Annotated in this window: 23 protein-coding genes; 11 read left to right on the top strand and 12 right to left on the bottom strand. The window is 73.8% G+C overall.

Features of this window, described 5'->3' with window-relative positions:
- Positions 1 to 9 precede the first annotated feature (9 nt).
- The 10 genes from NP064_RS10515 to NP064_RS10560 all read right to left on the bottom strand — a co-directional run bounded on the left by NP064_RS10515 (position 10) and on the right by NP064_RS10560 (position 11,418).
- Positions 10 to 1,857, bottom strand: a complete 1,848-nt coding sequence (locus NP064_RS10515) for an ABC transporter ATP-binding protein (RefSeq protein ID WP_227569717.1) — start codon at positions 1,855 to 1,857, stop codon at positions 10 to 12.
- Between the two features lie 87 nt (positions 1,858 to 1,944).
- Positions 1,945 to 2,706: an SDR family oxidoreductase gene (locus NP064_RS10520; RefSeq protein WP_227569693.1), complete on the bottom strand. Its 762-nt coding sequence runs from the start codon at positions 2,704 to 2,706 to the stop codon at positions 1,945 to 1,947.
- A gap of 59 nt (positions 2,707 to 2,765) precedes the next feature.
- Entirely contained in the window at positions 2,766 to 4,115 is a 1,350-nt protein-coding gene (locus NP064_RS10525) for an aspartate aminotransferase family protein (protein WP_227569692.1), read from the bottom strand.
- Between the two features lie 108 nt (positions 4,116 to 4,223).
- Positions 4,224 to 5,372 (bottom strand): ABC transporter substrate-binding protein, encoded by a 1,149-nt coding sequence (locus NP064_RS10530; protein ID WP_227569691.1) that lies wholly within the window; start codon positions 5,370 to 5,372, stop codon positions 4,224 to 4,226.
- A gap of 109 nt (positions 5,373 to 5,481) precedes the next feature.
- Positions 5,482 to 6,249: an ABC transporter permease gene (locus tag NP064_RS10535; protein WP_227569690.1), complete on the bottom strand. Its 768-nt coding sequence runs from the start codon at positions 6,247 to 6,249 to the stop codon at positions 5,482 to 5,484.
- Positions 6,246 to 7,052 carry an ABC transporter ATP-binding protein gene (locus NP064_RS10540; protein ID WP_227569689.1) on the bottom strand — a complete coding sequence of 269 codons (807 nt, stop codon included), beginning with the start codon at positions 7,050 to 7,052 and terminating at the stop codon, positions 6,246 to 6,248. The genes NP064_RS10535 and NP064_RS10540 overlap by 4 nt, the downstream gene beginning before the upstream one ends.
- Positions 7,049 to 8,071: an ABC transporter permease gene (locus tag NP064_RS10545; RefSeq protein WP_227569688.1), complete on the bottom strand. Its 1,023-nt coding sequence runs from the start codon at positions 8,069 to 8,071 to the stop codon at positions 7,049 to 7,051. The genes NP064_RS10540 and NP064_RS10545 overlap by 4 nt, the downstream gene beginning before the upstream one ends.
- Positions 8,068 to 9,099, bottom strand: a complete 1,032-nt coding sequence (locus NP064_RS10550) for a TIGR03842 family LLM class F420-dependent oxidoreductase (protein WP_227569687.1) — start codon at positions 9,097 to 9,099, stop codon at positions 8,068 to 8,070. Before NP064_RS10550 ends, NP064_RS10545 begins: the two co-directional genes overlap by 4 nt.
- Before the next feature lie 29 nt (positions 9,100 to 9,128).
- Complete coding sequence (gene hydA, locus NP064_RS10555; RefSeq protein WP_227569686.1) at positions 9,129 to 10,544, bottom strand: dihydropyrimidinase; 1,416 nt, start codon at positions 10,542 to 10,544, stop codon at positions 9,129 to 9,131.
- Between the two features lie 25 nt (positions 10,545 to 10,569).
- Positions 10,570 to 11,418, bottom strand: coding sequence for a nitrilase-related carbon-nitrogen hydrolase (locus NP064_RS10560; protein ID WP_227569685.1), 849 nt, complete (start codon positions 11,416 to 11,418; stop codon positions 10,570 to 10,572).
- Between the two features lie 163 nt (positions 11,419 to 11,581).
- Between NP064_RS10560 and NP064_RS10565 the strand changes: the two genes are divergently transcribed.
- The 5 genes from NP064_RS10565 to NP064_RS10585 all read left to right on the top strand — a co-directional run bounded on the left by NP064_RS10565 (position 11,582) and on the right by NP064_RS10585 (position 16,823).
- Positions 11,582 to 13,027 (top strand): aminotransferase class I/II-fold pyridoxal phosphate-dependent enzyme, encoded by a 1,446-nt coding sequence (locus NP064_RS10565; RefSeq protein WP_227569684.1) that lies wholly within the window; start codon positions 11,582 to 11,584, stop codon positions 13,025 to 13,027.
- Positions 13,028 to 13,175: 148 nt separating this feature from the next.
- Entirely contained in the window at positions 13,176 to 14,231 is a 1,056-nt protein-coding gene (locus NP064_RS10570) for a putative F420-0 ABC transporter substrate-binding protein (protein WP_227569683.1), read from the top strand.
- 5 nt (positions 14,232 to 14,236) lie between these two features.
- Positions 14,237 to 15,403, top strand: coding sequence for a putative F420-0 ABC transporter permease subunit (locus tag NP064_RS10575; protein WP_227569682.1), 1,167 nt, complete (start codon positions 14,237 to 14,239; stop codon positions 15,401 to 15,403).
- Positions 15,400 to 16,173 carry a putative F420-0 ABC transporter ATP-binding protein gene (locus NP064_RS10580; protein WP_227569681.1) on the top strand — a complete coding sequence of 258 codons (774 nt, stop codon included), beginning with the start codon at positions 15,400 to 15,402 and terminating at the stop codon, positions 16,171 to 16,173. The genes NP064_RS10575 and NP064_RS10580 overlap by 4 nt, the downstream gene beginning before the upstream one ends.
- Positions 16,174 to 16,274: 101 nt before the next feature.
- Positions 16,275 to 16,823: an RDD family protein gene (locus NP064_RS10585; RefSeq protein ID WP_227569680.1), complete on the top strand. Its 549-nt coding sequence runs from the start codon at positions 16,275 to 16,277 to the stop codon at positions 16,821 to 16,823.
- A 31-nt stretch (positions 16,824 to 16,854) separates the two neighbouring features.
- Here NP064_RS10585 and NP064_RS10590 read toward each other — a convergent pair whose 3' ends face one another.
- Complete coding sequence (locus tag NP064_RS10590) at positions 16,855 to 17,637, bottom strand: coenzyme F420-0:L-glutamate ligase (RefSeq protein ID WP_227569679.1); 783 nt, start codon at positions 17,635 to 17,637, stop codon at positions 16,855 to 16,857.
- Positions 17,634 to 18,641 (bottom strand): TIGR03557 family F420-dependent LLM class oxidoreductase, encoded by a 1,008-nt coding sequence (locus NP064_RS10595; RefSeq protein WP_227569678.1) that lies wholly within the window; start codon positions 18,639 to 18,641, stop codon positions 17,634 to 17,636. Before NP064_RS10595 ends, NP064_RS10590 begins: the two co-directional genes overlap by 4 nt.
- Positions 18,642 to 18,897: 256 nt before the next feature.
- On the opposite strand from NP064_RS10595, the gene NP064_RS10600 reads away from it, so the two are divergent.
- The 6 genes from NP064_RS10600 (at position 18,898) to NP064_RS10625 (ending at position 25,659) form a co-directional block, all read left to right on the top strand.
- Positions 18,898 to 19,554: a thioredoxin-like domain-containing protein gene (locus NP064_RS10600; RefSeq protein ID WP_227569677.1), complete on the top strand. Its 657-nt coding sequence runs from the start codon at positions 18,898 to 18,900 to the stop codon at positions 19,552 to 19,554.
- Complete coding sequence (locus NP064_RS10605; protein WP_227569676.1) at positions 19,551 to 20,300, top strand: DUF305 domain-containing protein; 750 nt, start codon at positions 19,551 to 19,553, stop codon at positions 20,298 to 20,300. Before NP064_RS10600 ends, NP064_RS10605 begins: the two co-directional genes overlap by 4 nt.
- A gap of 62 nt (positions 20,301 to 20,362) precedes the next feature.
- A complete protein-coding gene (gene valS, locus NP064_RS10610; RefSeq protein ID WP_227569675.1) occupies positions 20,363 to 23,065 on the top strand; it encodes a valine--tRNA ligase in 2,703 nt (900 codons plus the stop codon).
- A 148-nt stretch (positions 23,066 to 23,213) separates the two neighbouring features.
- Positions 23,214 to 24,008 carry an ABC transporter substrate-binding protein gene (locus NP064_RS10615; protein WP_227569674.1) on the top strand — a complete coding sequence of 265 codons (795 nt, stop codon included), beginning with the start codon at positions 23,214 to 23,216 and terminating at the stop codon, positions 24,006 to 24,008.
- A gap of 5 nt (positions 24,009 to 24,013) precedes the next feature.
- A complete protein-coding gene (locus NP064_RS10620; protein ID WP_227569673.1) occupies positions 24,014 to 24,850 on the top strand; it encodes an amino acid ABC transporter permease in 837 nt (278 codons plus the stop codon).
- Positions 24,847 to 25,659, top strand: a complete 813-nt coding sequence (locus tag NP064_RS10625; RefSeq protein ID WP_227569672.1) for an amino acid ABC transporter ATP-binding protein — start codon at positions 24,847 to 24,849, stop codon at positions 25,657 to 25,659. The genes NP064_RS10620 and NP064_RS10625 overlap by 4 nt, the downstream gene beginning before the upstream one ends.
- The last annotated feature ends 25 nt before the right edge of the window (positions 25,660 to 25,684 follow it).

A 25,684-nucleotide genomic window follows, 5' to 3' on the forward strand; every position in this document is an offset into this window, starting at 1 on the left:
GCGCGGCGCTCACCGGTCGCCCCTCGAGCGCACTGTGCCGTCTCCGACGGGCTCGTCCAGCACCAGCGGCCCGTCCAGCGGCTCCCCGGGCGCCGGGACCTCCCGCGGGCCGGAGCCGAGCGCGGTGAGCACATACCGGTAGTGCGGGTGTCGCGCGAGGAGGTCGGAGTGCCGTCCCACGCCGGTGACGCGGCCGTCCTCGAGCACGGCGACGCGGTCGGCGAGCGCGACGGTCGACGGCCGGTGCGCCACGACAAGGGTCGTCGTGCCGGTGAGCGTCGCGCGCAGGCGGGTGGTCACTGCCGCCTCGGTGGCGACGTCGAGCGCGGAGAGCGGGTCGTCCAGCACCAGCACGCGGGGCCGCGCCGCGACGGCCCGCGCCAGGGCGATGCGTTGCCGCTGCCCCCCGGACAGGCTCAACCCCTCCTCGCCGATCACGGTGTCCATGCCGTGGGGCAGCGCGTCGACGAACCCGGCGGAGGCGACGGCCAGCGCCTCGCGCGCCAGCGTGTCGGCGGCCTCCGGCCCGAGGCCTGCCTCGTCGACGCCAAGCAGGACGTTCTCGCGCACGGACGCGGAGAACAGGAGGGGGTCCTCGAAGGCGACAGCGACCGCGCGGCGCAGGTCGTCGCGCGCGACCTCGCGCACGTCGACGCCGTCGACGAGCACGGAGCCGCCGGTGACGTCGTACAGCCGGGGCACGAGCTGGGCGAGGGTGGACTTGCCGCTCCCGGTGAGGCCCACCAGGGCCATCGTCTCCCCCGGCTCGACGACGAGGTCCACGCCGTCGAGCACGTCGCGTGCCCCCGGGGGCGCCGTCGGGTGCCGGAACCGCACGTCGGCGAGCACCAGGCGGCTGCCCCGCCGGCCCGGCTCGGGCAGGTCCCGTGGTTCCGGCGGGTCGGTCAGGGCGTTGGGCGCGTCGACCACCTCGATGTACCTGTCCAGTGCCGCCCGGGCGTCGAGCGTCATGGCCAGGAGCTGGCCGAGCCGCTCGACCGGGGCGTTGACCACGGCGGCCGTCGCGAAGAACGCGACCAGCGCCCCGACGCTCACGGCGCCCTCGGCGGCCAGCCACACCCCGAGCCCGAGCGACACCGCCAGCACCGCCTCGGGCAGGGCGCCCAGCGCGAAGCTCACCCGCGAGAGGGTCCGCGCCTTCTGGATCTCGGTGGCCCGCAGGTCCTCGGCCTGCCGCGCGAAGCCCTCGAGCGCGTCACCGCCCCGGCCGAAGGCCTTGAGCACGCGGATGCCGTGCACCGACTCCTCGACCGTGGTCGCGAGGTCTCCCGCCTGGTCGCGCGCCTGCCGGGCGACCGCCTTGTAGTCCTCCCGGAAGCGGAACCCGAGCCACACGACTGGGGCGGCCCCAGCCAGGTAGACCAGCCCGAGCTGCCAGGCGGTCGCGATCATCAGCCCCACGCCCACCACGGCCGTGGTCGCGCTGACGACGAGCATGACGAGGCCGAACGCGAGCCACCGGCGCACCATCCCCAGGTCGGACATCGCGCGGGAGAGCAGTTGGCCGCCCGACCAGCGGTCGTGGAAGGCCATCGGCAGGTCCAGCAGCCGGCCGAACAGGTCGGTGCGCATCTGCCGCTCGACTGTCGTCCCGGGCGTCAGGATGAACGCCCTGCGGCACCACACCAGGAGGGCCTCCAGCACGCCGAGCACGAGCACCAGGGCGGCCGCCTGGACCACGGCGCCCCGCGACCCCTCGGTGAGCAGCGGCCCGTTGACGACCTCCCGGAGCACCTGCGGCACCGCGAGCGCCAGCAGGCTCGCGCCGAGCGACGCCACGCCGCCCGCCGCGATCCGGGGCAGCGCGGGCCGCGCCCACCGGAGCAGGCGCGTCATCGCCCGTGTCGTCGAGAGGCGGGACGCCGCGGCGTGCGGGATGCGTTCGACGGGCACCCTGCGCAGCCTACGGACGCCGCCCCCGCCTCACACCCCGGTGCGGGCGGTCTTCGTGTTGCTCGCCTGGGCGCGTGGGCGCACCACCAGCAGGTCGATGTTCACATGCGGCGGTCGGCTGAGCGCCCACGCGATCGTGTCGGCGACGTCGTCGGCGACCAGTGGCTGGTACCCCTCGTACACGGCCGCGGCCCGCGCCTCGTCGCCGTCGAAGCGCACCAGGGAGAAGTCGGTGGCGACGGCGCCGGGGGCGATCTCGATGACCCGCAGCGGCTCCCCCGCCAGCTCCCAGCGCAGCGTCGTGGCGAGCATCCGCTCGGCGTGCTTGGCGCCGGTGTAGCCCGCGCCCCCCTCGTACGGGCCGTGGGCCGCGGTGGAGGTGAGGACCAGCACGTCGCCCTCGCCGCTGGCCCGCAGCGCGGGCAGGAACGCCTGGGTGACCCGCAGCGTGCCGAGCACGTTGAGCTCGTACATGCGCCGCCACTGGTCGATGTCGGAGCTCTCGACGGGGTCGAGCCCGAACGCGCCGCCCGCGTTGTTGACCAGCGCGTCCAGGCCACCGGTGGCCTCGACGTGAGCGGCGAGCCGGGCGACGTCCTCGTCGACGGTGACGTCGGCGACGAACGCCTCCGCCCCGGTCTCCAGGGCGAGCTCGTCGAGCAGGTCGGCGCGGCGGGCGGTCGCGACCACCTCCCAGCCGTCGGCGCGCAGGCGGCGCACCGTCGCCGCGCCGATGCCGGAGGAGGCCCCGGTGACGACTGCGCGGCGCGGACGGGACAGGGCGGTGCTCATGAGGTCTCCTCAGGAAGAGTGTGTGGTGCTCAGGCGTCCAGGTTACGGAGGCGATCGGCTCAGGCTCGCGCGGCGGCGCCTCCGAGGCTGGCCTCGGCGAGCGCCTCCTCGAGCAGGGCCAGCCCTTCGGCGGCCTCGTCGGACGTCACGACGCACGGCGGCACGACGTGCACCCGGTTGTCGGCGAGGAACGGCAGCAACCCGCGCTCCAGACACGCCGCCTTGACCTTGGCCATCACGTCGGCGCCCACGGGCTCCCTGGTCTCGCGGTCGGCGACGAGCTCGACGGCCCAGAACACCCCGAGCCCGCGCACCTCGCCCACCATGGGGCAGCGCTCGGAGAGCCCGGCCAGCCCGGGGCCGATCACGTCCCGGCCGATCGCCGCGGCGTGCTCGACGATGCGCTCGTCCTCCATCGCCTCGATCGTCGCCACCACGGCGGCCATGGCCAGTGGGTGGCCGGAGTACGTGAGGCCGCCGGGGAACACGCGCTCGTCGAAGGTCGCGGCGATCTCCTCCGAGATCATCACCCCGCCCGCGGGCACGTACCCGGAGTTGACGCCCTTGGCGAAGGCGACCAGGTCGGGACGGACGTCGTAGTGGTCCAGGGCCAGCCAGGCGCCGCTGCGCCCGAACCCGGCCATCACCTCGTCGAGGATGAGCAGCGCTCCGTACTTGTCGGCGATGTCGCGTGCTCCGGCGAGGTAGCCGGGCGGCGGCACGAGCACGCCGGCGGTGCCCGGGATCGTCTCCAGCAGGATCGCGGCGACCGACTCCGGGCCCTCGGCCTGGATCACCCGCTCGAGGTGCCGCAGCGCGCGCTCGCACTCCTGCTCGGGGGTGGCGGCCCAGAACTCCGAGCGGTAGAGGTACGGGCCGAAGACGTGCACGTGCCCGCGGGAGTACTCGTTCGGCACCCGGCGCCAGTCGCCGGTGGCCGCCACCGCCGCCCCGGTGTTGCCGTGGTACGAGCGGTACGTCGAGACCACCTTGTCGCGGCCGGTGTGCAGGCGGGCCATGCGGATGGCGTTCTCGATCGCGTCGGCGCCGCCGTTGGTGAAGAACACGTGCGAGAACCCGGCGGGGGCGTGCTCCAGCACCTTCTGCGCGGCGCGCCCGCGCACCAGGCTGGCCGTGGACGGCGCGACGGTCGCGAGGGTGGCCGCCTGCTCCTGGATCGCCGCGACGACCCGGGGGTGCTGGTGGCCGATGTTGGTGTTGACGAGCTGGGAGGAGAAGTCGAGGTAGCGCCGTCCAGCGTGGTCCCACACGTGCGAGCCCGCTCCCCCGGCCACCACGAACGGGCTCAGCCGGCCCTGCGCGGACCAGGAGTGGAAGACGTGCGCCCGGTCGAGGCGCAGGGCCGTGGCGTCGTCCTCGGCGGTGGCGGCGGGCAGGTCGCTGCTCATGGGGGTCTCCTCGGTGCTCAGGGCAAGAGTGCCCGACGCGACGGGTGCGCGTCAGCGGTCCGGCCGGTGCGGCGCCGGGGGACCTCCCCGACCCGCACCGGCCGATGCTCAGTTGCCGCCCTCCGCGAGGGTCACGGACTCCGGCTTCCAGCTCGCGCCGACCACGTCCACCCCCTCATCCTCGAGCTCGGCGAGGGCCTTCGTCACGTACTCCGTGGTGTACGCCGACTCGGGCGGCTCCGCCGAGATGATCGACGCCCCGGTCTCGTTGCGCGTCTGCAGCGCCAGCGCGACGGTGCGCTTCCACGCGGACTCGTCGAGCAGCCCGATCCCGCCGCTCGTGCTCGGCCAGATGAGCTTGTTGACCTCGTTGGTCATCCACAGCTGGTGGCTCGTGCCGAGCGTGGAGCCCGCCGCGGTGACCGCGTCGGCGGCCGCCTGGGCGTTGTCCCGCGCGTAGACCCAGCCCTTGAGCGAGGCCTTGAGGAACTTGACGGTCGTCTCCTGGTACTCGGCGTCGTCCGCCAGCCGCTCGCTGTCCGCCCAGATGGCGTCCTGCAGCATCGCCGTGCCCTCGTCGTTCCAGTCGATGACGGTGAAGTCGTCGGGCGTGTACAGCTCGCCCGTGTCCGGGTCGACGGTCTCCAGGAGCTGCGCGTACTCGTTGTAGGTCATGGCCTGCGCCGCGTCGATGTCGCCGTTGAGCAGGCCGAGCATGTCGAACGCCTGGGTTACGAGCTGGAAGTCCGTGACCCCCGCCTTGTTCAGGCCGGCGAACAGCTCCCACTCGTTCCCGTAGCCCCACGAGCCGACGGTCTTCCCGGAGAGGTCCGCGACGGAGTCGATGCCCGAGTCGGCGAACGCGACCTGCAGCGTCGCGGACCGCTCGAAGACCTGCGCGACGTTCGTGATGCCGGCGCCCTGCTCGATCGATCCGAGGACCTTGGGCACCCAGGCGATCGCGTAGTCGACCTCACCCTGCGCCAGGGCGTCCTGCGGCACGATGTCGCCGCCGGACGGGAGGATCTCCACGTCTAGGCCCTCGTCCGCGTAGTAACCCTGCTCCTGGGCCGCGTAGTAGCCGGCGAACTGCGCCTGCGTGAGCCACTGCAGCTGCAGCTTGACCGGCGTGAGCCCGTCCGCCGCTGCCTCCGCGCCCGCGCCGCCCTCCTCCGCACTGCTCGCGCACGCCGTCAGCAGCAGTCCCGCTGCCAGTCCGGTCGCCACCGCCGCCCCCCAACGCCTCGTGGTCCTCATGTCATCTCCTCTCGTCGGTGAAGCTGGGCACCGGCGCGCAGCGGATGCCGCGAGCCCTCGACCGGCCTGGCGACGCCGGCAGGCGGGACGTCGTGCGCCGGCTTGCCGCTCATGCGGTGCGCCGGCGGGTGACGGCGCGCTCCGCGAGGGAGGTCGCCGTGAAGAAGAGCAGCCCGACCGCGATCGCGCCGAGCACGTAGGCCCAGGCCTGGGCGTAGTCCGAGCCCGCGGCGGCGGTGGTGATGAATGAGCCGATCCCCGAGCGCGGGCCGCCGAAGTACTCCGCGACCACGGCCGAGATGACGGCGAGCGAGGACGCGAGTCGTAGCCCGGTGAAGAGGAACGGCACAGCGGTGGGGATCGTCACCACACGAGCGGCCTGCCGGGGCGTGGCGGCCAGCGCGCGCAGCAGGTCCCGGTGCACGGGCAGCACCTGGCGCAGCCCGCGGAGGGTGTGGACGTACACCGGCACGAACGCCGCGAGCGCCGCGACGACCACCCGGGCGTGCTCCGACCCCGCGCCGTGCATGGAGTACAGCACCGGCGCGAGCGCCACGACGGGCACCACTGACAGGGCGGTGACGAGCGGCGCCGCGAGCGCGTCGACGAGCCGCAGCGCCGCGGCGAGCAGCGCGACGAGCATCGCCAGGACGCCACCGGCGAGCAGCCCGACCGCCGCGTTGCGACCGGTGACGACCGCGGCCGAGCCGATCGGCCCACGAAAGGCGACGAGCTCCTCCGCGATGGCGGCCGGCCCTGGGAGCACGAACGGCGGGATCTGCGCGAGCACCACGGCGCCCTGCCAGGCGGCGACCAGGCCCACGAGCAGCACGAGCGGTGGCAGCACCTGCCGCAACGAGGCCGCCACGCGCGTCATCCGGCGCCCTCCGCCTGCGCGAGGCTGACGCCCTCGAGCAGCGCCGCGCGCACCGTGGCGATCTCGTCGAAGAACGTGGCGTCCGTGCGCAGCGCGTCCAGGTCCTCGAGGGAGCCGCTGCGGTCGAGCGTGACGGGCGCCACCTCCCGGATGCGCCCAGGGCGCGGGGACATCACCACCACCCGGTCCGAGAGGAACACCGCCTCGGGGATCGAGTGCGTGACGAACACCACGGCGGCGCGGGTCTCGGCGCAGATCCGCAGCAGCTGGGTCTGCAGGCGCTCCCGGGTCATCTCGTCCAGCGCGCCGAAGGGCTCGTCCATGAGCAGCAGGCTGGGCTCCTCGGCGAGGGCCCGCGCGATCGCCACCCGCTGCTGCATGCCGCCCGAGAGCTGGTCCGGGAAGTGCTCGGCGAAGTCGGCGAGGCCGACCAGCGCGAGAAGGTGCTCTGCCCGCTCGCGGCGGCCCGCCCGGCCCATCCCGGCCAACGCGAGCGGCAGCTCGACGTTCGCGCGGACGGTGCGCCACGGCAGCAGCCCGGCCTGCTGGAAGGCGATCCCGTACTCGTGGGCGAGCCGCGCCTCCCGGGCGGGGCGGCCGAACACCTGCACACTCCCCGCGGTGGGGGCGTCGAGGTCGGCGATGAGGCGCAGCAGCGTGGACTTGCCGCAGCCCGAGGGTCCGATGAGGGACACGAACTGCCCTGCCGCGACGGTCAGCGAGACGTCGTCGAGCGCGACGACCCGCCCGGCGCCGCTGCCGAACACCCGCGAGACGCCGTCCACCTGCACGGCGGCGGTCATCGGGCGGCCTCCAGCCGGCGGAACCTGCGCAGCGAGGACCCGAGCGCCGCGACGAGGCCGGCGGCGAGCAGGCCGAGCGCCACCGCCCCGAAGATGGGCGCCCATGGCTTGGCGGGGTCGCTCGCGGAGAACGCCGCGAACTCCACGATCATGCGGCCCAGACCGCCGGGGAGGCCGGTGGCGACCTCGGCCACGACGGCCCCGATCACGGCGCCCGCCGCGGCCAGGCGCAGCGCGGGCAGCAGGTACGGCACCGAGGCCGGCAGTCGCAGCCTCACCAGGGTGGACCACCACCCCGCGCCGTACGCCCGCATCAGCTCCGCGTGGATCGGGGTGGGCGACTGCAGTCCGCGCAGCATCCCGACTGCCACTGGGCAGAACGCCAGGTACGACGCGATGACCGCCACCGACATCCACGGCGCCCACTGCACCGGGCCCACCTCGAGCCGGGACCCCCAGGAGCGCACCAGCGGCGCGAGGGCGATGAGCGGCACCGTCTGGGACAGGACGACGAGCGGGAGCACCGCCGCCTCGACCAGTCGCACGCGCTGCATGGCCAGCGCGAGCGCCATGCCCACCACCAGGCCGAGCAGCCAGCCCACCGACGCGACGCCGAGGCTCATCGCGCCGGCCCGCAGCACCGCGGACCACAGCGGCGGCGCGCCGGCGCCGCCCGAGACCGGCTCGAGCAGCCTGGCCGCCATGTCCCACGTGTGCGGCATCGCGAGGTCGGTGGTGCGGGGCAGCATCCGGGTCGCGCCCAGCAACCACCCGTCGGCCGGGCCGAGCACCTTGTACAGCTCCCAGGCCGCCGCCACGGCGGCCACCGACGCCAGGCCGAGCAGCGGACCCGAGCGCACCGCGCGCGCCGTCCAGGCCGGCATGCGCCACGCCCTCCGCACACCCTCGGGCCCGGTCCTCACGCCGGTCGCCGCCACCCGCGGCGTGACATCCGCCGAGGTCGCGCCGGCCGGCGCGATCGGGGCCGAGGACGCCGCAGTCTCCGGCCGCGTGCTCATGCGCTCGCCACCACGGTCCGCGCGAGCGCCGGGATGACCCGCTCGCCGTACACCCGCATCGTCTCCTCCTTGTTGTCGTGCTGGAGGTACGCGGCGAACTGGGTGACGCCCAGCTCCCGCAGCTCTTCGAGCCGCGCGACGTGCTCGCGTGGGCTGCCCAGCAGGCAGAAGCGCTCGATGATCTCGTCGGGCACGAACGCGGCGTGCGAATTCCCGGCCCGCCCGTGCTCGTTGTAGTCGTAGCCCTCACGCCCGCGGATGTAGTCGGTGAGCGCCGCCGGAACTGACGAGCCCGCGCCGTACCGGGCGACGATGTCGGCCACGTGGTTGCCGACCATGCCGCCGAACCAGCGGCACTGCTCGCGCATGTGCGCCCGCGCACCCGGAGAGTCGCCGTCGCCCACGTACGCCGGGGCGGCGACGCAGAACGACAGCGAGTCCGGGTCTCGTCCGACGGCCGCGGCGGCGTCGCGCACCGAGCCGATCATCCAGGCCGCGATGTCCGGGTCGGCGAGCTGCAGGATGAACCCGTCGCCCACCTCGCCGGCCAGGCGCAGCGCCTGCGGGCCGTAGGCGGCGACCCACATCTCGAGCGACGAGCCCTTGGACCACGGGAAGCGCAGCGTGCGCCCGTTGACCTCGACGGCGCGGTCGTTCGCCAGCTCGCGGATCACGTGGATCGACTCGCGGAGCGTGGCGAGGTTCGAAGGGCGGCCGTTGAGGGTGCGGACGGCCGAGTCTCCCCGGCCGATCCCGCACACCGTCCGGTTGCCGTACATCTCGTTGAGGGTCGCGAACAGCGACGCGAGCACGGTCCAGTCCCGGGTCGCGGGGTTCGTCACCATCGGGCCGACCGTCACCCGACGGGTCGCGGCGAGGATCGCCGAGTAGATGACGAACGGCTCCTCCCAGAGCAGATGCGAGTCGAACGTCCACACGTGGTCGAAGCCGTGGCTCTCCGCCTGGCGTGCCAGGTCGACCGCGCGCGCCGCGGGCGGGTTGGTCTGCAGGACGACACCGAAGTCCATGGGCTCTCCTTGGGTCGGCGGGGCAGGGCTCAGACGAGGTACTGCGACAGGCCACGCTTGAGGTACCTGCCATGGCCGGGGCGCCCGTGGTACGCGCCGCCCTCGACGACCACCCGGCCGCGCGACATGACCAGGTCGATGGCGCCGTCCACCTCGAATCCCTCCCACGCGGAGTGGTCCATGCTCATGTGGTGCGTGGCGGCGGAGATCGTGGTGCGCCCCGCGGGGTCGTAGACCACGATGTCGGCGTCGGCGCCGGGCGCGATGACGCCCTTGGCCCCGTAGAGGCCGAACATCCGCGCCGGTGTGGTGGAAGTGAGCTCGACCCACCGCTCGAGCGTGATCTGGCCGGTGACCACCCCCTGGTACAGCAGGTCCATCCGGTGCTCCACCGACCCGATGCCGTTGGGGATCGCCCGGAAGTCGCCGAGCCCGAGGTCCTTCTGCCCGGTCATGCAGAACGGGCAGTGGTCGGTGGAGACCATCTGCAGGTCGTTGGTCCGCAAGGCGCGCCACATGTGGTCCTGGTGCCCCTCGGCCCGCGAGCGCAAAGGCGTCGAGCAGACCCACTTGGCGCCCTCGAACCCCGGCGCGCCGAGCTGCTCCTCCAACGAGAGGTACAGGTACTGCGGGCATGTCTCCCCGAACACGTTCTGCCCGGCGTCCCGCGCCGCGGCGAGCTGGGCCACCGCCTGCTTCGCGCTCACGTGCACCACGTAGAGCGGGGCCCGGGTGAGGTCGGCGAGCATGATCGCCCGGTGCGTGGCCTCCTCCTCGAGCTGCCACGCGCGCGCCACGCCGTGGTAGTACGGCGCGGTCTTGCCAGCCTCGACGAGCTGCGCGGCCAGCACGTCGATCGCCGGGCCGTTCTCCGCGTGCATCATGGTCAGGAGCCCGAGGTCGGCGGCCTTCTGCATGGCCCGCACGATCTGCGCGTCGTCGGAGTAGAAGACTCCCGGGTAGGCCATGAACAGCTTGTAGCTGGTGATGCCCTCGTCGACGAGCCCTTCCATGGCCTTGAGCGAGTCGTCGTCGACGCCGCCGATGATCTGGTGGAACGCGTAGTCGATGGCGCAGTTCCCGGCGGCCTTCGCGTGCCAGGCCGCCAGGCCGTCCTGCACCCGCTCACCGGCACGTTGCACGGCGAAGTCGATGATCGTCGTGGTGCCGCCCCACGCCGCCGCCCGGGTGCCCGTCTCGAACGTGTCCGAGGCTGCGGTCCCGCCGAACGGCAGCTCCATGTGGGTGTGCGCGTCCACGCCGCCGGGGATGACGTACTTGCCGGTCGCGTCGATCACCCGGTCGACGCGCGCCGGCAGGTCGACGCCGAGCACGGTCGAGCCGGGCGCCAGGACGGCGGCGACGCGCTCGCCGTCGACCAGCACGTCCGCGGCGCCGCGGCCCGTCGCGCTGACCAGCGTGCCGCCGGTGATGAGGGTCGTCATCGGGTGCTCCTCACGGGTCGGCAGGTCACGGCGCCACGAGGGAGCCGTAGGCGTCGGGCCGCCGGTCCCGGAAGAACTGCCACCGTTCGCGCACCTCGCGGATCTGGCCCAGGTCGAGGTCTCGCACGATCAGCTCGTCCTCGGTGGCGGAGCCGGACTCCCCCACGAGGCTCCCGTCGGGGCCCACCGCGTACGAGCTGCCGTAGAAGGCGACTGCCTCAGCCCCGTACTCGTTGTCCTCCAGGCCCACCCGGTTGTTCGCCACGACGAAGATCCCGTTGGCGACCGCTGCGGCGGGCTGCTCGATCTCCCAGAGCTTGTTGGAGATCCCGGGCGCGGTGGCGTTCGGGTTGAAGACGATCTCCGCGCCGGCCAGCGCGAGGGCGCGCCACCCCTCGGGGAAGTGCCGGTCGTAGCAGATGTTGACGCCGATCGTGCCGACCGCCGTCTCGAAGACCGGGTACCCCAGGTTGCCGGGCCGGAAGTAGAACTTCTCCCAGAACTTGGGCAGGTGCGGGATGTGGTGCTTGCGGTACTTGCCGAGGTAGGACCCGTCGGCGTCGATCACGGCGGCCGTGTTGTAGAGCACGCCGGGCTGCTCCTCCTCGTAGACCGGCAGCACCATGACGATCCCCAGCTCGGCTGCCAGGGCGGCGAACCGCTCCGTGGTCGGCCCGGGCACCGACTCCGCGTAGTCGTAGTACGCGGAGTCCTGCGTGATGCCGAAGTACGGCCCGGTGAACAACTCCTGGAAGGCGATGACCTGGGCGCCCTGGGACGCGGCCTCGCGCGTCCAGGCCTCGTGGAGCGCGATCATCGACTCCTTGTCACCGGTCCAGGAAGCCTGGGTGAAGGCGACTCGCACGACTGCCATGGGTCCTCCGTCTCGGCTGCCGGGGTCCAGCGACGCCCGCTGCGCCGCTCCCTGGCCGCTCCGCCTGAATGTGACTGTCCGCCTTGGACATTTCTGCGGCGTTTCCGCCGGTTTCACACATGCGTCGCTGGATCACGCGGAGGTAAACATCTCGGCGCCGGCCGTGCCGACCCCCGCGGCGCCGTGGGCGGCGCGGGCCGTCGGCCGCACGATGGCCCGCATGGAGCTCGGAGCACTGGTCGCTGCGGTCGACGACCGCAGCCCTCGCGGCATCGCGGCGACCGTCTCCCGCCTGGCCCGGAACGGCGAGCTCCGACCGGGCGACCGGCTCCCCACCGTGCGCGCCACGGCGGCGGCGCTCGGCGTGAGCCCGGCGACCGTGGGCTCGGCCTGGCGGGCCCTGGCCGCCGTCGGCATGGTGGGCGCCCGGGGCCGGGCAGGGACCTTCCTGCTGCCCGGCCCCACAGGGTGGCTCCCACCGCGCTACCGGGACATGGCCCGAGGCGCGGCCGCCGCGCTCGACCTCTCCACCGGCACGCCCGACCCCGCCCTGCTGCCCACCCTGGGCCCGGCGCTCGCGCGCGTCGGCGCGCGCACTCCCGCGGCGGTGACCGGCACCTACCTGTCCGCGCCGCTGGTCCCCGAGCTCGAGGCGGCCCTGCGCGCCTCGTGGCCGTTCCCTCCCGACCGGCTCACCGTGGTGGACGGGGCGGTCGACGCGATCGAGCGGACGCTCGGGCAGGTCGCGCGGTTCGGCGACCGGGTCGCGGTGGAGGACCCGGGGTTCCCGCCCCTGTTCGACCTGCTCGACCAGCTTGGCCTCGAGCGCGTCCCCGTCCCCCTCGACCGTCAGGGGATGCGCCCGGACGGGCTGGCCGCCGCGCTGGAGGCCGGCGCCAGCACCGTCGTCCTGCAGCCGCGCGCCCACAACCCGACGGGGGTCAGCCTGACCCCCACCCGGGCGCGCGATCTCGCCGCCGTGATCCGCCGGCACGACCGTCGCGCCGCCGCTGCCGCCGAGGCCGCCGGGACCGGTCGGCGCCCGCGCGAGGTCCACGTCATCGAGGACGACCACTCGGGCGAGATCGCGTCCTCGCGTGACGTCACCCTCGGCGCGCACCTGCCGCGCCAGGTGGTGCATGTGCGCTCGTACTCCAAATCGCACGGCCCCGACCTGCGGATCGCCGCCGTGGGCGGCCCGGGGCCCGTGCTCGACGCGGTCGTCGCCCGGCGCATGCTGGGCCCCGGCTGGACCAGCCGGCTGCTCCAGCACGTCCTCGCCGACCTGCTGGTGGACGGGGCGGCCGTCGACGCCGTCGCCCACGCCCGCCGCGTCTACTACGCGCGCCAGCGCACGCTGTGCGAGGCCCTGGCCCGGCACGGGCTGGCGGTGCCCCCCGGCGACGGCATCAACCTGTGGCTGCCGGTGGCCGACGAGGCGACGGCGATGATCCGGCTCGAGGCGGCGGGCGTCCGGGTCGCCCGCGGAACGCCCTTCGTGGCCTCCGCAGCCGAGCCGGGACCCGGACATGTGCGGGTCACCGTCGCCTCACTCGCCGATGGCGTCGAGGAGGTCGCGCGGAGGCTGGCGCTGGCGGCGGCCGCCTGACGACGCGCACTAGAGTGAGTCCCGGACCTCGGACGGGATTTCGTCCGGCGCGGTCGCCCTGACGTGGGCGGCGAGTCCAGCGGCGCGACGTGCGCCCTCCCCCGCCCGGCCGTGCGCGCCGGGGGCCACGTCACACCCGGAGCCGTCCATGACCCTGCCGACCGTCCACCACGCGAACCGCGCCCCCCGGCGCCGAGGCGCCGTCCTGCCCGCCCTGCTGCCCGCCGCGGCGCTGGCCCTCGGGCTCAGCGCCTGCGCCTCGCCCGCGGCAGAGGCGCCTGCCGAGGGCGCCCCGTCCCCCACGACGTCCGCCACCTCGGGGTTCGCCCCGCTCGCCGTCGACAACTGCGGCACCGAGGTCGCGTTCGCGGCGCCGCCCGAGCGGGTCGTGACCATCAAGTCGACGGCGACCGAGACGATGCTCGCGCTGGGCCTCGAGGACCGACTCGTCGGCACGGCGTTCTCCGACGGCCCCCTGCCCGAGAGCCTCGCGGCCGCCGCCGCTGCCGTCCCGGTGCTCTCGGAGAAGGTCCCCGGCCAGGAGGCGTTGCTGGCCAGCGAGCCCGACCTGGTCTACGCGGGCTGGGAGTCGAACTTCTCCGCCGAGGGCGCCGGCGAGCGCCCGACGCTGGCCACGCTCGGCATCGCGAGCTATGTGTCGCCGGCCGCCTGCCTGGGCGAGGGCTACCAGCCCGACCCGCTGACCTTCGACGTGGTCTTCGACGGCATCCGCGAGGTCGGCACGATCTTCGGCGTCCAGGAGCGCGCGGAGGAGCTGGTTGCGGAGCAGGAGGCGACGCTCGCGGGCGTCGATGCCCCGGCCGGGACGACCACCGCGCTGTGGTTCAGCTCCGGCTCGGACACCCCGTACGTGGGCGCCGGGATCGGGGCGCCGCAGATGATCATGGACGCCGCGGGGCTGACCAATATCTTCGCCGACGTGCACGAGTCCTGGACGTCCGTCGGCTGGGAGCAGGTCGTGGCGGCAGACCCCGACGTCATCGTGCTCGTCGACTCGGCGTGGGGCTCCACCGAGAAGAAGATCGGCGTGCTCGAGTCCAACCCGGCGACGAGCCAGCTCACGGCCGTGCGCGAGAAGCGCTACCTCGTGGTGCCGTTCCCCGCGTCGGAGGCCGGGGTGCGCAATGCCGACGCCGTGGCCGACCTCGTCGCCCAGCTCGCGGCGCTGCCCGAGGTGGGCTGACACCCGTGCGCCGTCCGACAGCCGCGATGCGGCCGAGCCCTCGGCCCACCGGGGCGCGCCCGCACCAGGCGCTGGCCGCGCCCGGGCCGAGCCGCCGTGCCGGGCTGCCCGGCGCGCGTCCGGGCCCGGCGCCCCGCCCGGCGCCCTCCGCCGGCGGCCTGCGGCTCGCCGTGGTGGTCCTGGCGCTGGCCGCGGTGCTGGTGCTCACCGTGCTGGTGAGCGTGACGATCGGCCCGGCGGACATCGCCGTCACGGACGTGCTCGGCAGCATCGGCCACCACCTGGGGCTGGTCGGCGACGCCCCGCCCCGCCTCACCGACGCGATCGTCTGGGAGCTGCGGCTGCCGCGCGTGCTGACCGCGGCGGCTGTGGGCGCCGGGCTGGCCGTCGCGGGCGCCGTGATGCAGAGCCTCACCCGCAACCCCCTGGCCGACCCGTACCTGCTCGGGCTGTCCTCGGGGGCGTCGTTGGGCGCGGTCGCGGTCCTGCTCCTGGGGGCGGCGGTGGCCCTCCCCGCGGCGGCCTTCGTCGGGGCGCTGGCGGCGCTCGTGGCGACCATGGCCCTGGCCGGGTCGCTCGGCGCGCTCACGCCCACACGCACGGTGCTGGCCGGGCTGGCCGTGTCCCAACTATGCGCCGCCGCCACCAGCTTCGTGATCTTCTGGTCGGCGACGGGCGACTCCTACCGCGAGATCCTCGGCTGGCTGCTCGGCTCCCTGGCCGGGTCGACGTGGGCCTCCGTGACGATCGCGGGCACGGCCGTCCTCGTCCTCGGCTCCGCGCTCGTGGGCGCCGGGCGCACGCTCGACGCCTTCGCGTTCGGCGACACGGCGGCCGCGGCGCTGGGCGTGCACGTCGCCCGGACCCGCTGGGTGCTGCTGACGCTGGTGGCCCTGCTGACTGGCGCCCTGGTGTCCGTGAGCGGCTCGATCGGGTTCCTCGGACTGGTGCTCCCGCACGCCGTGCGGTTCGTGGTGGGCGCCCGGCACCGGCTCCTTCTGCCGGTCTCGGCTCTCGTGGGCGCGAGCTTCCTGGTGTGGGCGGACACCGCCGCGCGCACGATCTTCGAGCCACGCGAGCTGCCGGTGGGGATCCTCACCGCGTTCCTCGGGGCGCCGGTCTTCGCGTGGCTGCTGTTCCGGTCCCGTCGCGGCGCCGAGGGGGCGTCGTGAGCCTGGACGCCGACGCCCTCAGCTGGTCGGCTGGCGGCCGGCTGATCATCGACGACGTCCAGGTGCGCGTCGGCCCTGGCATGCTCACCGGGCTGCTCGGCCCGAACGGCTCCGGGAAGTCGACGTTGCTGCGCCTCGTCGCCGGGATCACCACCCCGGACGCGGGCCGGGTGCGGCTCGACGGCACGGACCTGCGCGGCATCGACCGCCGCGAGCGGGCCCGCCGGGTGGCGCTGGTCGAGCAGGAGTCGAGCACCGACCTGCCGCTCACCGTGCACGACGCGGTGCTGCTGGGACGCACCCCGCACCGCTCCCGGTGGGCGGGCGACTCCGAGCAGGACCTCGCGGTGGCGGCGTCGGCCCTCGCCTCGGTGGGGGCCTCGGAGCTCGCGGGCCGTCGGCTGGATACCCTGTCGGGCGGTGAGCGCCAGCGGGTGCACCTAGCGCGAGCCCTCGCCCAGCAGCCCTCCCTGCTGCTGCTCGACGAGCCCACCAACCACCTCGACGTGCACGCGCAGCTGGTCACCCTGGCCCTGGTCCGGTCCCTCGCGGACGCGGGCACGGGAGTCCTCGCCGCCCTGCACGACCTCAACCTGGCCGCCGCGTACTGCGACGAGGTGGTGCTGCTGTCCGGGGGGCGGGTGGTGGCTGCCGGGGCGCCCGACCAGGTGCTGGTCCCCGACGTGGTGGACCCGGTGTACGGGGTCAGCACCACGGTGCTCCGCCATCCCGGGACGGGGCGGCCGATCCTCGCCTTCGACCCCGCCTGAGGCGCTCGCGCTGGTCAGAACGCCGGGCTCGCACCAGGATGTGCGTGGCCGAGCCGCACGCGACCGCGTGCGGCCGCGCGTCCGAGACTCCGGGAGCCCAGATGACCGTGCCGCCCCTCCCCACTCCGGCGACCACCGCACCGCCGAGCGCGGGACCTGTCGTCCCGGCGCCGCTGCCCTACGGGACGGCGGGCGCCGCCTGGTCGCCCTACGCGTCGTGGCCGCGCAGGGTCGGCGCGCGCGTCATCGACCAACTGCTCTTGGCGGCGGTGTGGATTGCCGCGATGCCGATCGCCGTGGCGGTGGGCGAGCCGGGCGTCGAGGCCGCGGGACGGCCTGTGCGGGACTCGACCCCCGCGAGCGCCGTGGTCATCTGCGTCGCGCTAGCCGCTGTCGCCGGCCTGTGGGTGTGGAACCGCGGAGTGCTCGAGGGGCGCTCGGGGTCGTCGCTCGGCAAGCGCGCGGTCGGGACCCGCCTGGTGCGGGCGTCGACGGGCGAGCCCTTGGGCCTCGGCGCCACGCTGCTGCGCGACGTCTGCCACATCGCCGACGGCCCCCTGCTGCTGGGCTTCCTGTGGCCCTTGTGGGACGCCCGCCGGCAGACCTTCGCCGACAAGATCCTCGACACGGTCGTCATCCGGCGGGGCTGACCCGCACGGTCCGCGGCAGAGCCGGGAACTCTCAGCGCCGGTCGTGGGCGGTGGCGTCCTTCCACCCGTCGGCGTACGCCTCGGCGCTGCCCCGGGCGAACATGTCGTCCGGGCCGGTGCGCACCAGAGTGCGCGCCCCGGGACCGTCATCCCGCGTGACGTGGCGGCCCAGCCCTCGCACGATCGCGACCGGCCGGCCCGCGGCCTTTCCCTTGACGAGCTCGGCGGCGGCGGCGATCTCGTCGGCCACCGCGGCCTGGCTGACCTGCAGCGCCCGGCCGTGGGAGTCGAGCGTGCCGCGGAGGTCCTCGAGCACGGCCACGCCCGCGGCGCCGATCGCCATGTCCGTCTGCCCCAGCCGCCAGGGGCGGCCGGCGGTGTCGCTGAGGATCACGCCCAGCCGCACACCGTGGCGCTGCTGCAGCCCGTGCCGCAGAGCGCGGGCAGAGGCGTCAGGATCGAGCGGGAGCAGCAGAACGGTGCCCTCCGCGGTGTTGCTGGAGTCGACGCCCGCGGCGGCCATGACCAGGCCGAGCCGGTTCTCGACGATGCGCGTCACGCCGCCGGCGTGCTCGCGGGTGGCCACGACCCGCACGGTCTCGTCGGTGATCGCCTGCTCGCGGTCGGCGGCCTGGACCACACGTCCCTCGGCCTTCGACACGATCTTGCTCGTCACCACGAGGATGTCGCCGTCGAGCGGGCGCTGCTCGGGCGGCGCGGCGTCGAGGGCCGCCCCGACGAGGGCGACCAGGTCGTCGCCGGGCCGCACCTCGGGGATGCCCGCCAGCGCCCAGACGCGCATCCCCTCGCTCATCGGACCAGTGCGGGCAGCACGTCGCGGCCGAACACGTCGATCCACTCGCGCTGGTTGCGCCCGACGTTGTGCAGGTACACGCGGTCGAAGCCCAGGTCGACGTACTTCTGGATCGCGGCCCGGTGCACGTCGGGGTCGGCCGAGACGACCATCCGACCGTCGAAGTCCTCGGGGCGCACCAGCTTGGCCATCTGCTCGAAGTCGAACGGCGAGCGGATGTCGGCCTTGGGGAACTTCATGCCGCCGTTGGGCCACTCGGTCATCGCGTTGGCCATCGCCTGCTCGTCGGTCTCCGCCCACGACAGGTGCACCTGCAGCACCTTGGGCATCGTCTCCGGGTCGCGGCCCGACTCGCGGGCGCCCTCGGCGAACTTGCCGAAGAGGCCGGAGATCTTCTCGAGTGGCGCTCCGACGGTGATGAGCCCGTCCGCGTGGCGGCCGGCCCGCTTGGCCGTCACCGGTCCGGCGGTGGCCACGAGGATCTCGGGCGCGACCTCCGGCATGGTCCACAGACGGGTGGACTCGTGCTTGTAGAACGTGCCCGAGTGCTTCGTGTCCTTGCCCGCGATCGAGGCGGCGAACAGCTTCTTGATGATGTCGATGGCCTCGAACATGCGGTTGATCCGCTCGGGGGCCTCGGGCCAGTACTGCGCCGTGACGTGCTCGTTGAGGGCCTCGCCTGAGCCGAGCCCGAGCCAGTGCCGGCCGGGGTACATCGCGGCGAGCGTCGCCGACGCCTGCGCGACCATCGCCGGGTGCCAGCGGAAGGTCGGGGCCGTCACTCCGGGGCCGATGTCCCCCGTGGTGCGCTCGCCCAGCGCGGTGAGCACGTTCCACACGAAAGCGGCCTGCCCCTGCGAGGGGAGCCAGGGCTGGTAGTGGTCGGCCGCCATCACGCCGGAGAACCCCCGGGACTCGGCGTAGGCCGAGAGCTCGACCACCTCGGTGGGGTGGAACTGCTCCAGCGCTGCCGCGTACCCGACCGTCAACCCGCTCGCCGTCACGTGCGTGCACCTCTCGTCGTCCTGCCGCGCGCGACGGCCGCCGCACGTCTCGGCAGACTAACCCCGCCGCAGCAGGCCTCGCAGCGTGCTGCCTCGGGCCACGACCAGATGTGGTCTGCCTCTCGCCCGATAGTAGAACTTTCACGTACTCTCGGTCGTTGACACAGTGGCCGCGTCGAGGCGGCGCCTGGGAGCCCGCGCGGCTGGCCAGACCACACCGCCCGCGGCAGGCCGCGGGCCTTGAGAGGGATGACTGATGAGCGCTGGCAAGAGCACGGGCAAGGCCGCCGCGGCCGAGCGGCAGGCGGCGCTGGCCGCGATCCGCTCGACGCAGAAGAAGCAGGAGCGTCGCCGCACCCTGCTGATCTCCTCGATCGCGGGCATCGTCGTGGTCGGCCTCGTGGGCGCCACGGGCTTCGTGCTGGTGAACGAGAACCGGAAGAGCTCCGCCGTCGAGGCGAAGGCGGCAGAGCCCGTCGACGGCGTCGCGGACGTCCGCGAGGGCCTCACGGCGAACCACGTCACCACCGTGGTGGACTACCCGCAGGACCCGCCCGCCGGCGGCGACCACGCCGCCGCGTGGCTCAACTGCGGCGTGTACACCGACCCGGTGCCCAACGAGAACGCCGTGCACTCCCTCGAGCACGGCGCCGTGTGGCTCACCTACGACCCGGCGCTGCCCGCGGACCAGGTCGCCACCCTGCAGCAGTTCGCCGAGCAGAACTCGTACGTCATCGTCAGCCCGTACGAAGGGCTGTCGAGCCCGGTGGTGGCGTCGTCGTGGGGCTACCAGCTCGAGGTGGACAGCGCGGACGACGAGCGCCTGCCCGTCTTCGTGCGCAAGTACCTGCTCAACCCCGAGCTGCCCGAGGTCGGCGCGCTCTGCTCGAACGGGGTCGGCACGCCGGCATGAGCACCGTCCCCCAGGAGGCGCACGACGCGACCGAGCCCGGCGGCCTGGACGGGCGCACCGGGTCGGCGGGCGCGGGTCGGCAGCCGTCCGCGCTCTCCGCGGCCCTGCGGCCGCTCGGGCCCGCGACGCTGGCCGTCATCGCGGTGCTGGTGACCACCGCGCTCGTGGCGGGGGCCCTGATCGGCTCTGCGCTGGTGCGCCAGCCCGCGCTGACCGCCGCGGCGGACACGTCGGTGGACGCCGGTTTCGCGCGGGACATGTCCGCCCACCATGCCCAGGCGGTGCAGCTGGCCGTGCTGGTGCGCGACCGCAGCACGGACGAGGAGCTGCGCGCTGTCGCGCTGGACATCCTCACCAGCCAGCAGCAGCAGATCGGGCAGATGTACGCGTGGCTCGCGATGTGGGGCCTGCCGCAGGCGGGCTCCCAGGCGCCGATGGCCTGGATGGGCGACGGGCACTCCCACGAGGGCTCCACGGCCACCGGCCATGCCGCGATGCCCGGCTGGGTGTCGTCCGCGGACCTGGCGCGCCTGGAGGCGGCCGACGGCGTCGACGCCGAGCGGCTGTTCCTCCAGCTGATGATCCCCCACCACGTGGGCGGCGTGGAGATGGCCGAGGAGGCGGTCGAGCGGGCCGGCCAGCCGGAGGTGCGCCGCCTGGCGTCGGGCATCGTCGCCGCCCAGACCAGGGAGCTCACGGTGCTGCAGGACCTGCTCGACGCGCGCGGCGGCCCGCTGCCCGGGTGACTGCCGGGCCCGACTCCGGACCTGTGCACTGCTGGCGCCGGGATCTGGGAAGATGGGTGACCATGAGCGACCTGAGTGCCGAAAAGTCCCCCACCGCGACCACCTCACCGCGGACCACGGCCCACCAGGTACCGGACAAGGTCTCGCTCGACGGGCTCGAGCAGCGCTGGGACGCCGCCTGGAACGAGCAGGGCACGTACTCCTTCGACCGCACGAAGCCGCGCGAGGCCGTGTACTCGATCGACACGCCGCCGCCGACGGTGTCCGGCTCGCTGCACGTGGGACACGTGTTCTCCTACACGCACACCGACGTGGTCGCGCGCTACCAGCGCATGCGGGGCCGCGAGGTCTTCTACCCGATGGGCTGGGACGACAACGGCCTGCCCACCGAGCGCCGCGTCCAGAACTACTTCGGGGTGCGCTGCGACCCGTCGCTGCCCTACGACCCCGACTTCACGCCGCCGCAGGTCGGTGGCGAGGGGACGAGCGGGCGCGCCGCGGAGCAGCTGCCGATCTCCCGCAAGAACTTCGTCGAGCTGTGCGAGCGGCTCACCGTCGAGGACGAGCGCCAGTTCGAGGCGCTGTGGCGCCACCTGGGCCTGTCGGTCGACTGGTCGCACCACTACCAGACGATCTCCGCCGAGGCCCGTGCGGTCGCCCAGCAGGCGTTCCTGCGCAACCTGGCCCGTGACGAGGCCTACCAGGCCGAGGCCCCCGGCCTGTGGGACGTGACCTTCCAGACGGCCGTGGCCCAGGCCGAGCTCGAGGCACGGGACTACCCGGGCGCGTTCCACAAGGTGGCCTTCCACCGGGTGAACGAGGACGGGTCGACGGGCGAGCCCGTCCACATCGAGACCACGCGGCCCGAGCTGCTGCCCGCCGTCGTCGCGCTGATCGCGCACCCGGACGACGAGCGCTTCCAGCACCTCTTCGGCACGACCGTGCGCTCGCCGCTGTTCGGCGTGGACGTCCCGGTGCTGGCCCACCCCGCCGCCGAGCCCGACAAGGGCGCCGGCATCGCGATGTGCTGCACCTTCGGCGACCTCACCGACGTGATCTGGTGGCGCGAGCTGCAGCTGCCCACCCGCTCGGTGATCGGCCGCGACGGCCGCCTGCTGCGCGAGGTCCCGGCCTGGCTGGTGGACGGCGCCGCGGTCGCCGCTCCGGCGCTGTGGTCCGAGCTGGCCGGCAAGACGACGTTCTCGGCCCGCGCCCTGATCGTCGACGCGTTGCGCGAGAGCGGGGACCTGGACGGCGAGCCGGTCCCGACCCAGCGCAAGGCGAACTTCTTCGAGAAGGGCGACAAGCCGCTCGAGATCGTCACCTCGCGCCAGTGGTACCTGCGCAACGGGGGCCGGGACGTCGCCCTGCGCGAGGAGCTGCTCAAGCGCGGCGAGGAGCTCGACTTCCACCCCGACTTCATGAGCGTGCGGTACGAGAACTGGGTCGGCGGCCTGAACGGCGACTGGCTGATCTCCCGCCAGCGCTTCTTCGGCGTGCCGTTCCCCGTCTGGTACCCGCTGGACGCCGACGGGCAGCCGGTCTACGACCAGCCGTTGACGCCGGCCGAGGACGCGCTGCCCATCGACCCGGCGAGCGACGTGCCCGCGGGGTACACCGAGGACCAGCGGGGCGTGCCCGGGGGGTTCGTCGGCGACCCGGACGTCATGGACACCTGGGCCACCAGCTCGCTGACCCCGCAGATCGCCGGCGGCTGGCGCACCGACCCGGACCTGTTCGCCCGCGTCTTCCCGATGAACCTGCGCCCGCAGGGGCAGGACATCATCCGCACGTGGCTGTTCTCCACGGTGGTCCGCTCGCACCTGGAGCACGGGTCGCTGCCCTGGTCGGACGCCGCGATCAGCGGCTGGATCCTCGACCCGGACCGCAAGAAGATGAGCAAGTCCAAGGGCAACGTCGTCACGCCGATGGGGCTGCTCGAGGAGCACGGCTCGGACGCCGTCCGATACTGGGCGGCCTCGGCGCGCCTGGGCACCGACGCGGCCTTCGAGGTCGGCCAGATGAAGATCGGCCGCCGCCTGGCCATCAAGGTGCTGAACGCGAGCAAGTTCGCGTTGTCCTTCGGCTCGCCCGAGCAGCGCGACCGGCTGCTCGACCCGGCGCTGGTGACCGTGCCGCTCGACCGCGCGGCGCTCGCCGGCCTGGCCGAGGTGGTGGACCGCGCCACCGCCGCGCTCGACGCGTACGACCACACCCGCGCCCTGGAGCTCGCCGAGACGTACTTCTGGACGTTCTGCGACGACTACCTCGAGCTGGTGAAGGACCGCGCCTACGCGGGCGGCGCCTCCGACGACGTCGTCTCCGCGGAGACGGCCTCGGCCCGGGCGGCGCTCGGCATCGCCCTCGACACGCTGCTGCGGCTCTTCGCGCCCGTGCTGCCGTTCGCGACCGAGGAGGTCTGGTCCTGGTGGCGCGAGGGCTCGGTGCACCGCGCCCCGTGGCCGACGTCGGAGCCGCTGCGCGCCGCGGCGGGTGACGCGGACCCGGCGATCGTCGGCGCCGCTGGGGCCGCGCTGGCCGCACTGCGCAAGGTGAAGTCGGAGGCGAAGGCCTCGATGCGGACGGAGATCGCGAAGGTCACGCTCGTGGTGCCGCCCGCGATGACGGCCGGCGTCGAGATCGCGCTGTCCGACGTCCGCGCCGCGGGCCGTGTGGTCGGCGAGCTGGACCTGGTCTCCGAGGACGGCGAGTCCGTGGTGGCGCGGGACGCCGAGCTGCTGCCCGCTCCCCCGAAGAACCGCTGACCGCACCTCCTGACGCTCCGCGCGCCGTTCCTCTCGAACCGGCGCGCGGAGCGTTCCCCGTTGGCGCCGTGACGCACACCTCACTTTGGATATATACGGTGGGTGATGCATACTCATGCAGGAACTGCACCGCCCTGAGAGGACTGCCATGAACACCGCCACCCGCCTGGTCCCGTTGGGCCTCGCCGCGCTCCTGACGCTCACCGCGTGCGGGTCCAGCGAGCAGGCCGCCTCGGACAGCGGCGTGCCCCTCGTCTCCGAGGGACAGCTCACCGTCTGCGTCAACCCGCCGTTCGAGCCGTTCGCCTACACCGACGAGTCCGGCGAGGTCGTCGGCCTCGACCTGGACGTCGTGGGCGAGGTCGCCAAGGACCTGGGCGTCGAGCTGAGCACGAAGGTCGCCGCGTTCGAGACGATGCAGTCCGGCACCGACCTCGACACCGGCAGCTGCGACGTCGTCGCGTCCGGGATGACCATCACCCCCGAGCGCGAGGCCAAGCTCGACTTCTCCGAGCCGTACTTCGACGCCGACCAGGGCCTCCTGGTGGCCGCCGGCTCCGGCATCACCGGGGTCGACGGGCTCGCGGGCAAGACCGTCGCCGTGCAGCAGGCCACCACGGGCGAGACCTGGGCCGAGGAGAACGGCCTGTCCGTGGTCCAGTTCGAGGAGCTCGGCCTGCAGATCAAGGCCCTCGAGACCGGCCAGGTCGACGCCGTCGTCAACGACATCGCCGTGCTCGGCCCGTACGCGGCAGGAGACCTCGAGGTCGCCGCCACGTTCCCCACGGGCGAGCAGTACGGCATCGGCGTCAAGACCGGCAACACCGCCCTCCTGGACGCGGTCAACGCCACGCTGGACCGCATCCGCGAGGACGGCACGTACGACGCGATCTACACGGCCCGGATCGGCACCGCGCCCAGCACGGCCCCCGCGGAGGGCTGACCGCCATGACGACGACCCAGCAGCTCGCGCGGCCGGGATCCCGCACGCGCACGATGAGCCCGCGCCGCCGCGCGCGCCTGTCGCGGGCGATCCAGTACGCCGTGCTGCTGGTCGTCGTCGCGGTCGTGGCGATCGCCGCGGACTGGGAGCGCATCGGCGCCTCCCTGTTCAACCCGACGGTCGCCCGCGACATGCTGCCCAGCCTGGGCCAGGCGATGGGCAACACGATCGTCTACACGATCGCGGCGTTCGCGGTCGGCCTGAGCCTCGGCATCGTGCTGGCGCTCATGAAGCTGTCCAGCGTGCGCGTGTACCGCTGGATCGCCACGGTGTACATCGAGTTCTTCCGGGGGATCCCCGCGCTGCTCGTGGTGCTGACCGTCGGGTTCGCCGTGCCGATCGCGTTCGACGTGCGGATCAGCTCGCTCACCGCGAAGGTCGCGATCGGCTTGGGCATGGTCTCGGCCGCCTACATCGCCGAGACCCTCCGCGCCGGCATCCAGGCGGTGCCCAAGGGGCAGATCGAGGCCGCGCGCTCGCTCGGCATGTCGCACGCCCGCACCCTGGCAGTCGTGGTCATCCCGCAGGCCTTCCGGATCGTGCTGCCGCCCATGACCAACGAGGTCATCCTGCTCACCAAGGACACCTCGCTCGTGTTCCTGCTCGGCATGACGGCCGCGCAGTACGACCTGACGAAGATCGGCCGCGAGGCGCTCACCAGCGCCACGGGCGGGCTCACCGGGCTGTTCGTCGTCGGCGCCTGCTACCTGTGCCTGACGATCCCGCTCGGGCTGCTCGCCCGCTGGCTCGAGAACCGCACCGGAAAGGCCCGCCGCGCATGACCTCCGCCTCCACCGCCCCCACCGCCCCCCCGGCCGGACCTGCGGGCCCTGTCGTCGCCGTCACCGGGCTGCGCAAGTCCTTCGGCGAGCGCGAGGTGCTGCGCGGCATCGACCTCGAGGTCCGCACGGGCGAGGTGGTCTGCATCGTCGGGCCGTCCGGCTCCGGCAAGTCCACGCTGCTGCGCTGCGTCAACCTGCTCGAGCAGCCCACCGGCGGCACGATCGAGGTGCTGGGGACCGAGGTCACCGACCCCGACGTCGACCTGGACCTGGTCCGCACCCACGTGGGCATGGTGTTCCAGCAGTTCAACCTGTTCACCCACCGCACCGTGCTGGACAACTGCACCATCGCACAGCGGGGCGTGCTCAAGCGCTCGCGCGCCGAGGCCGAGCGCGTCGCGATGGCCAACCTGGAGCGGGTCGGGCTCGCCGACCGGGCCAACGCGCTGCCCGGGCAGCTGTCGGGGGGCCAGCAGCAGCGGGTGGCGATCGCCCGCGCGCTGTCGATGGACCCGCAGCTCATGCTGTTCGACGAGCCCACGTCCGCGCTCGACCCCGAGCTGGTCGGCGATGTGCTCGGCGTCATGCGCGACCTGGCCGAGGCCGGCATGACGATGCTCGTGGTCACTCACGAGATGGCGTTCGCCCGCGAGGTGGGCGACCGGGTCGTGTTCATGGACGAGGGCGTGATCGTCGAGGAGGGCCCGGCCGACCAGGTCATCAGCGCTCCCCGCGAGGAGCGCACCCGCGCATTCCTGCAGCGTGTGCTCGATCCCACCCACGCGAACGTGGCCCCGCGGGCTGAGTAGCCCTCTCGGGCGACTAGGGTCGATG

The sequence above is a fragment of the Cellulomonas chengniuliangii genome, assembly GCF_024508335.1.
Classification (GTDB): domain Bacteria; phylum Actinomycetota; class Actinomycetes; order Actinomycetales; family Cellulomonadaceae; genus Cellulomonas_A; species Cellulomonas_A chengniuliangii.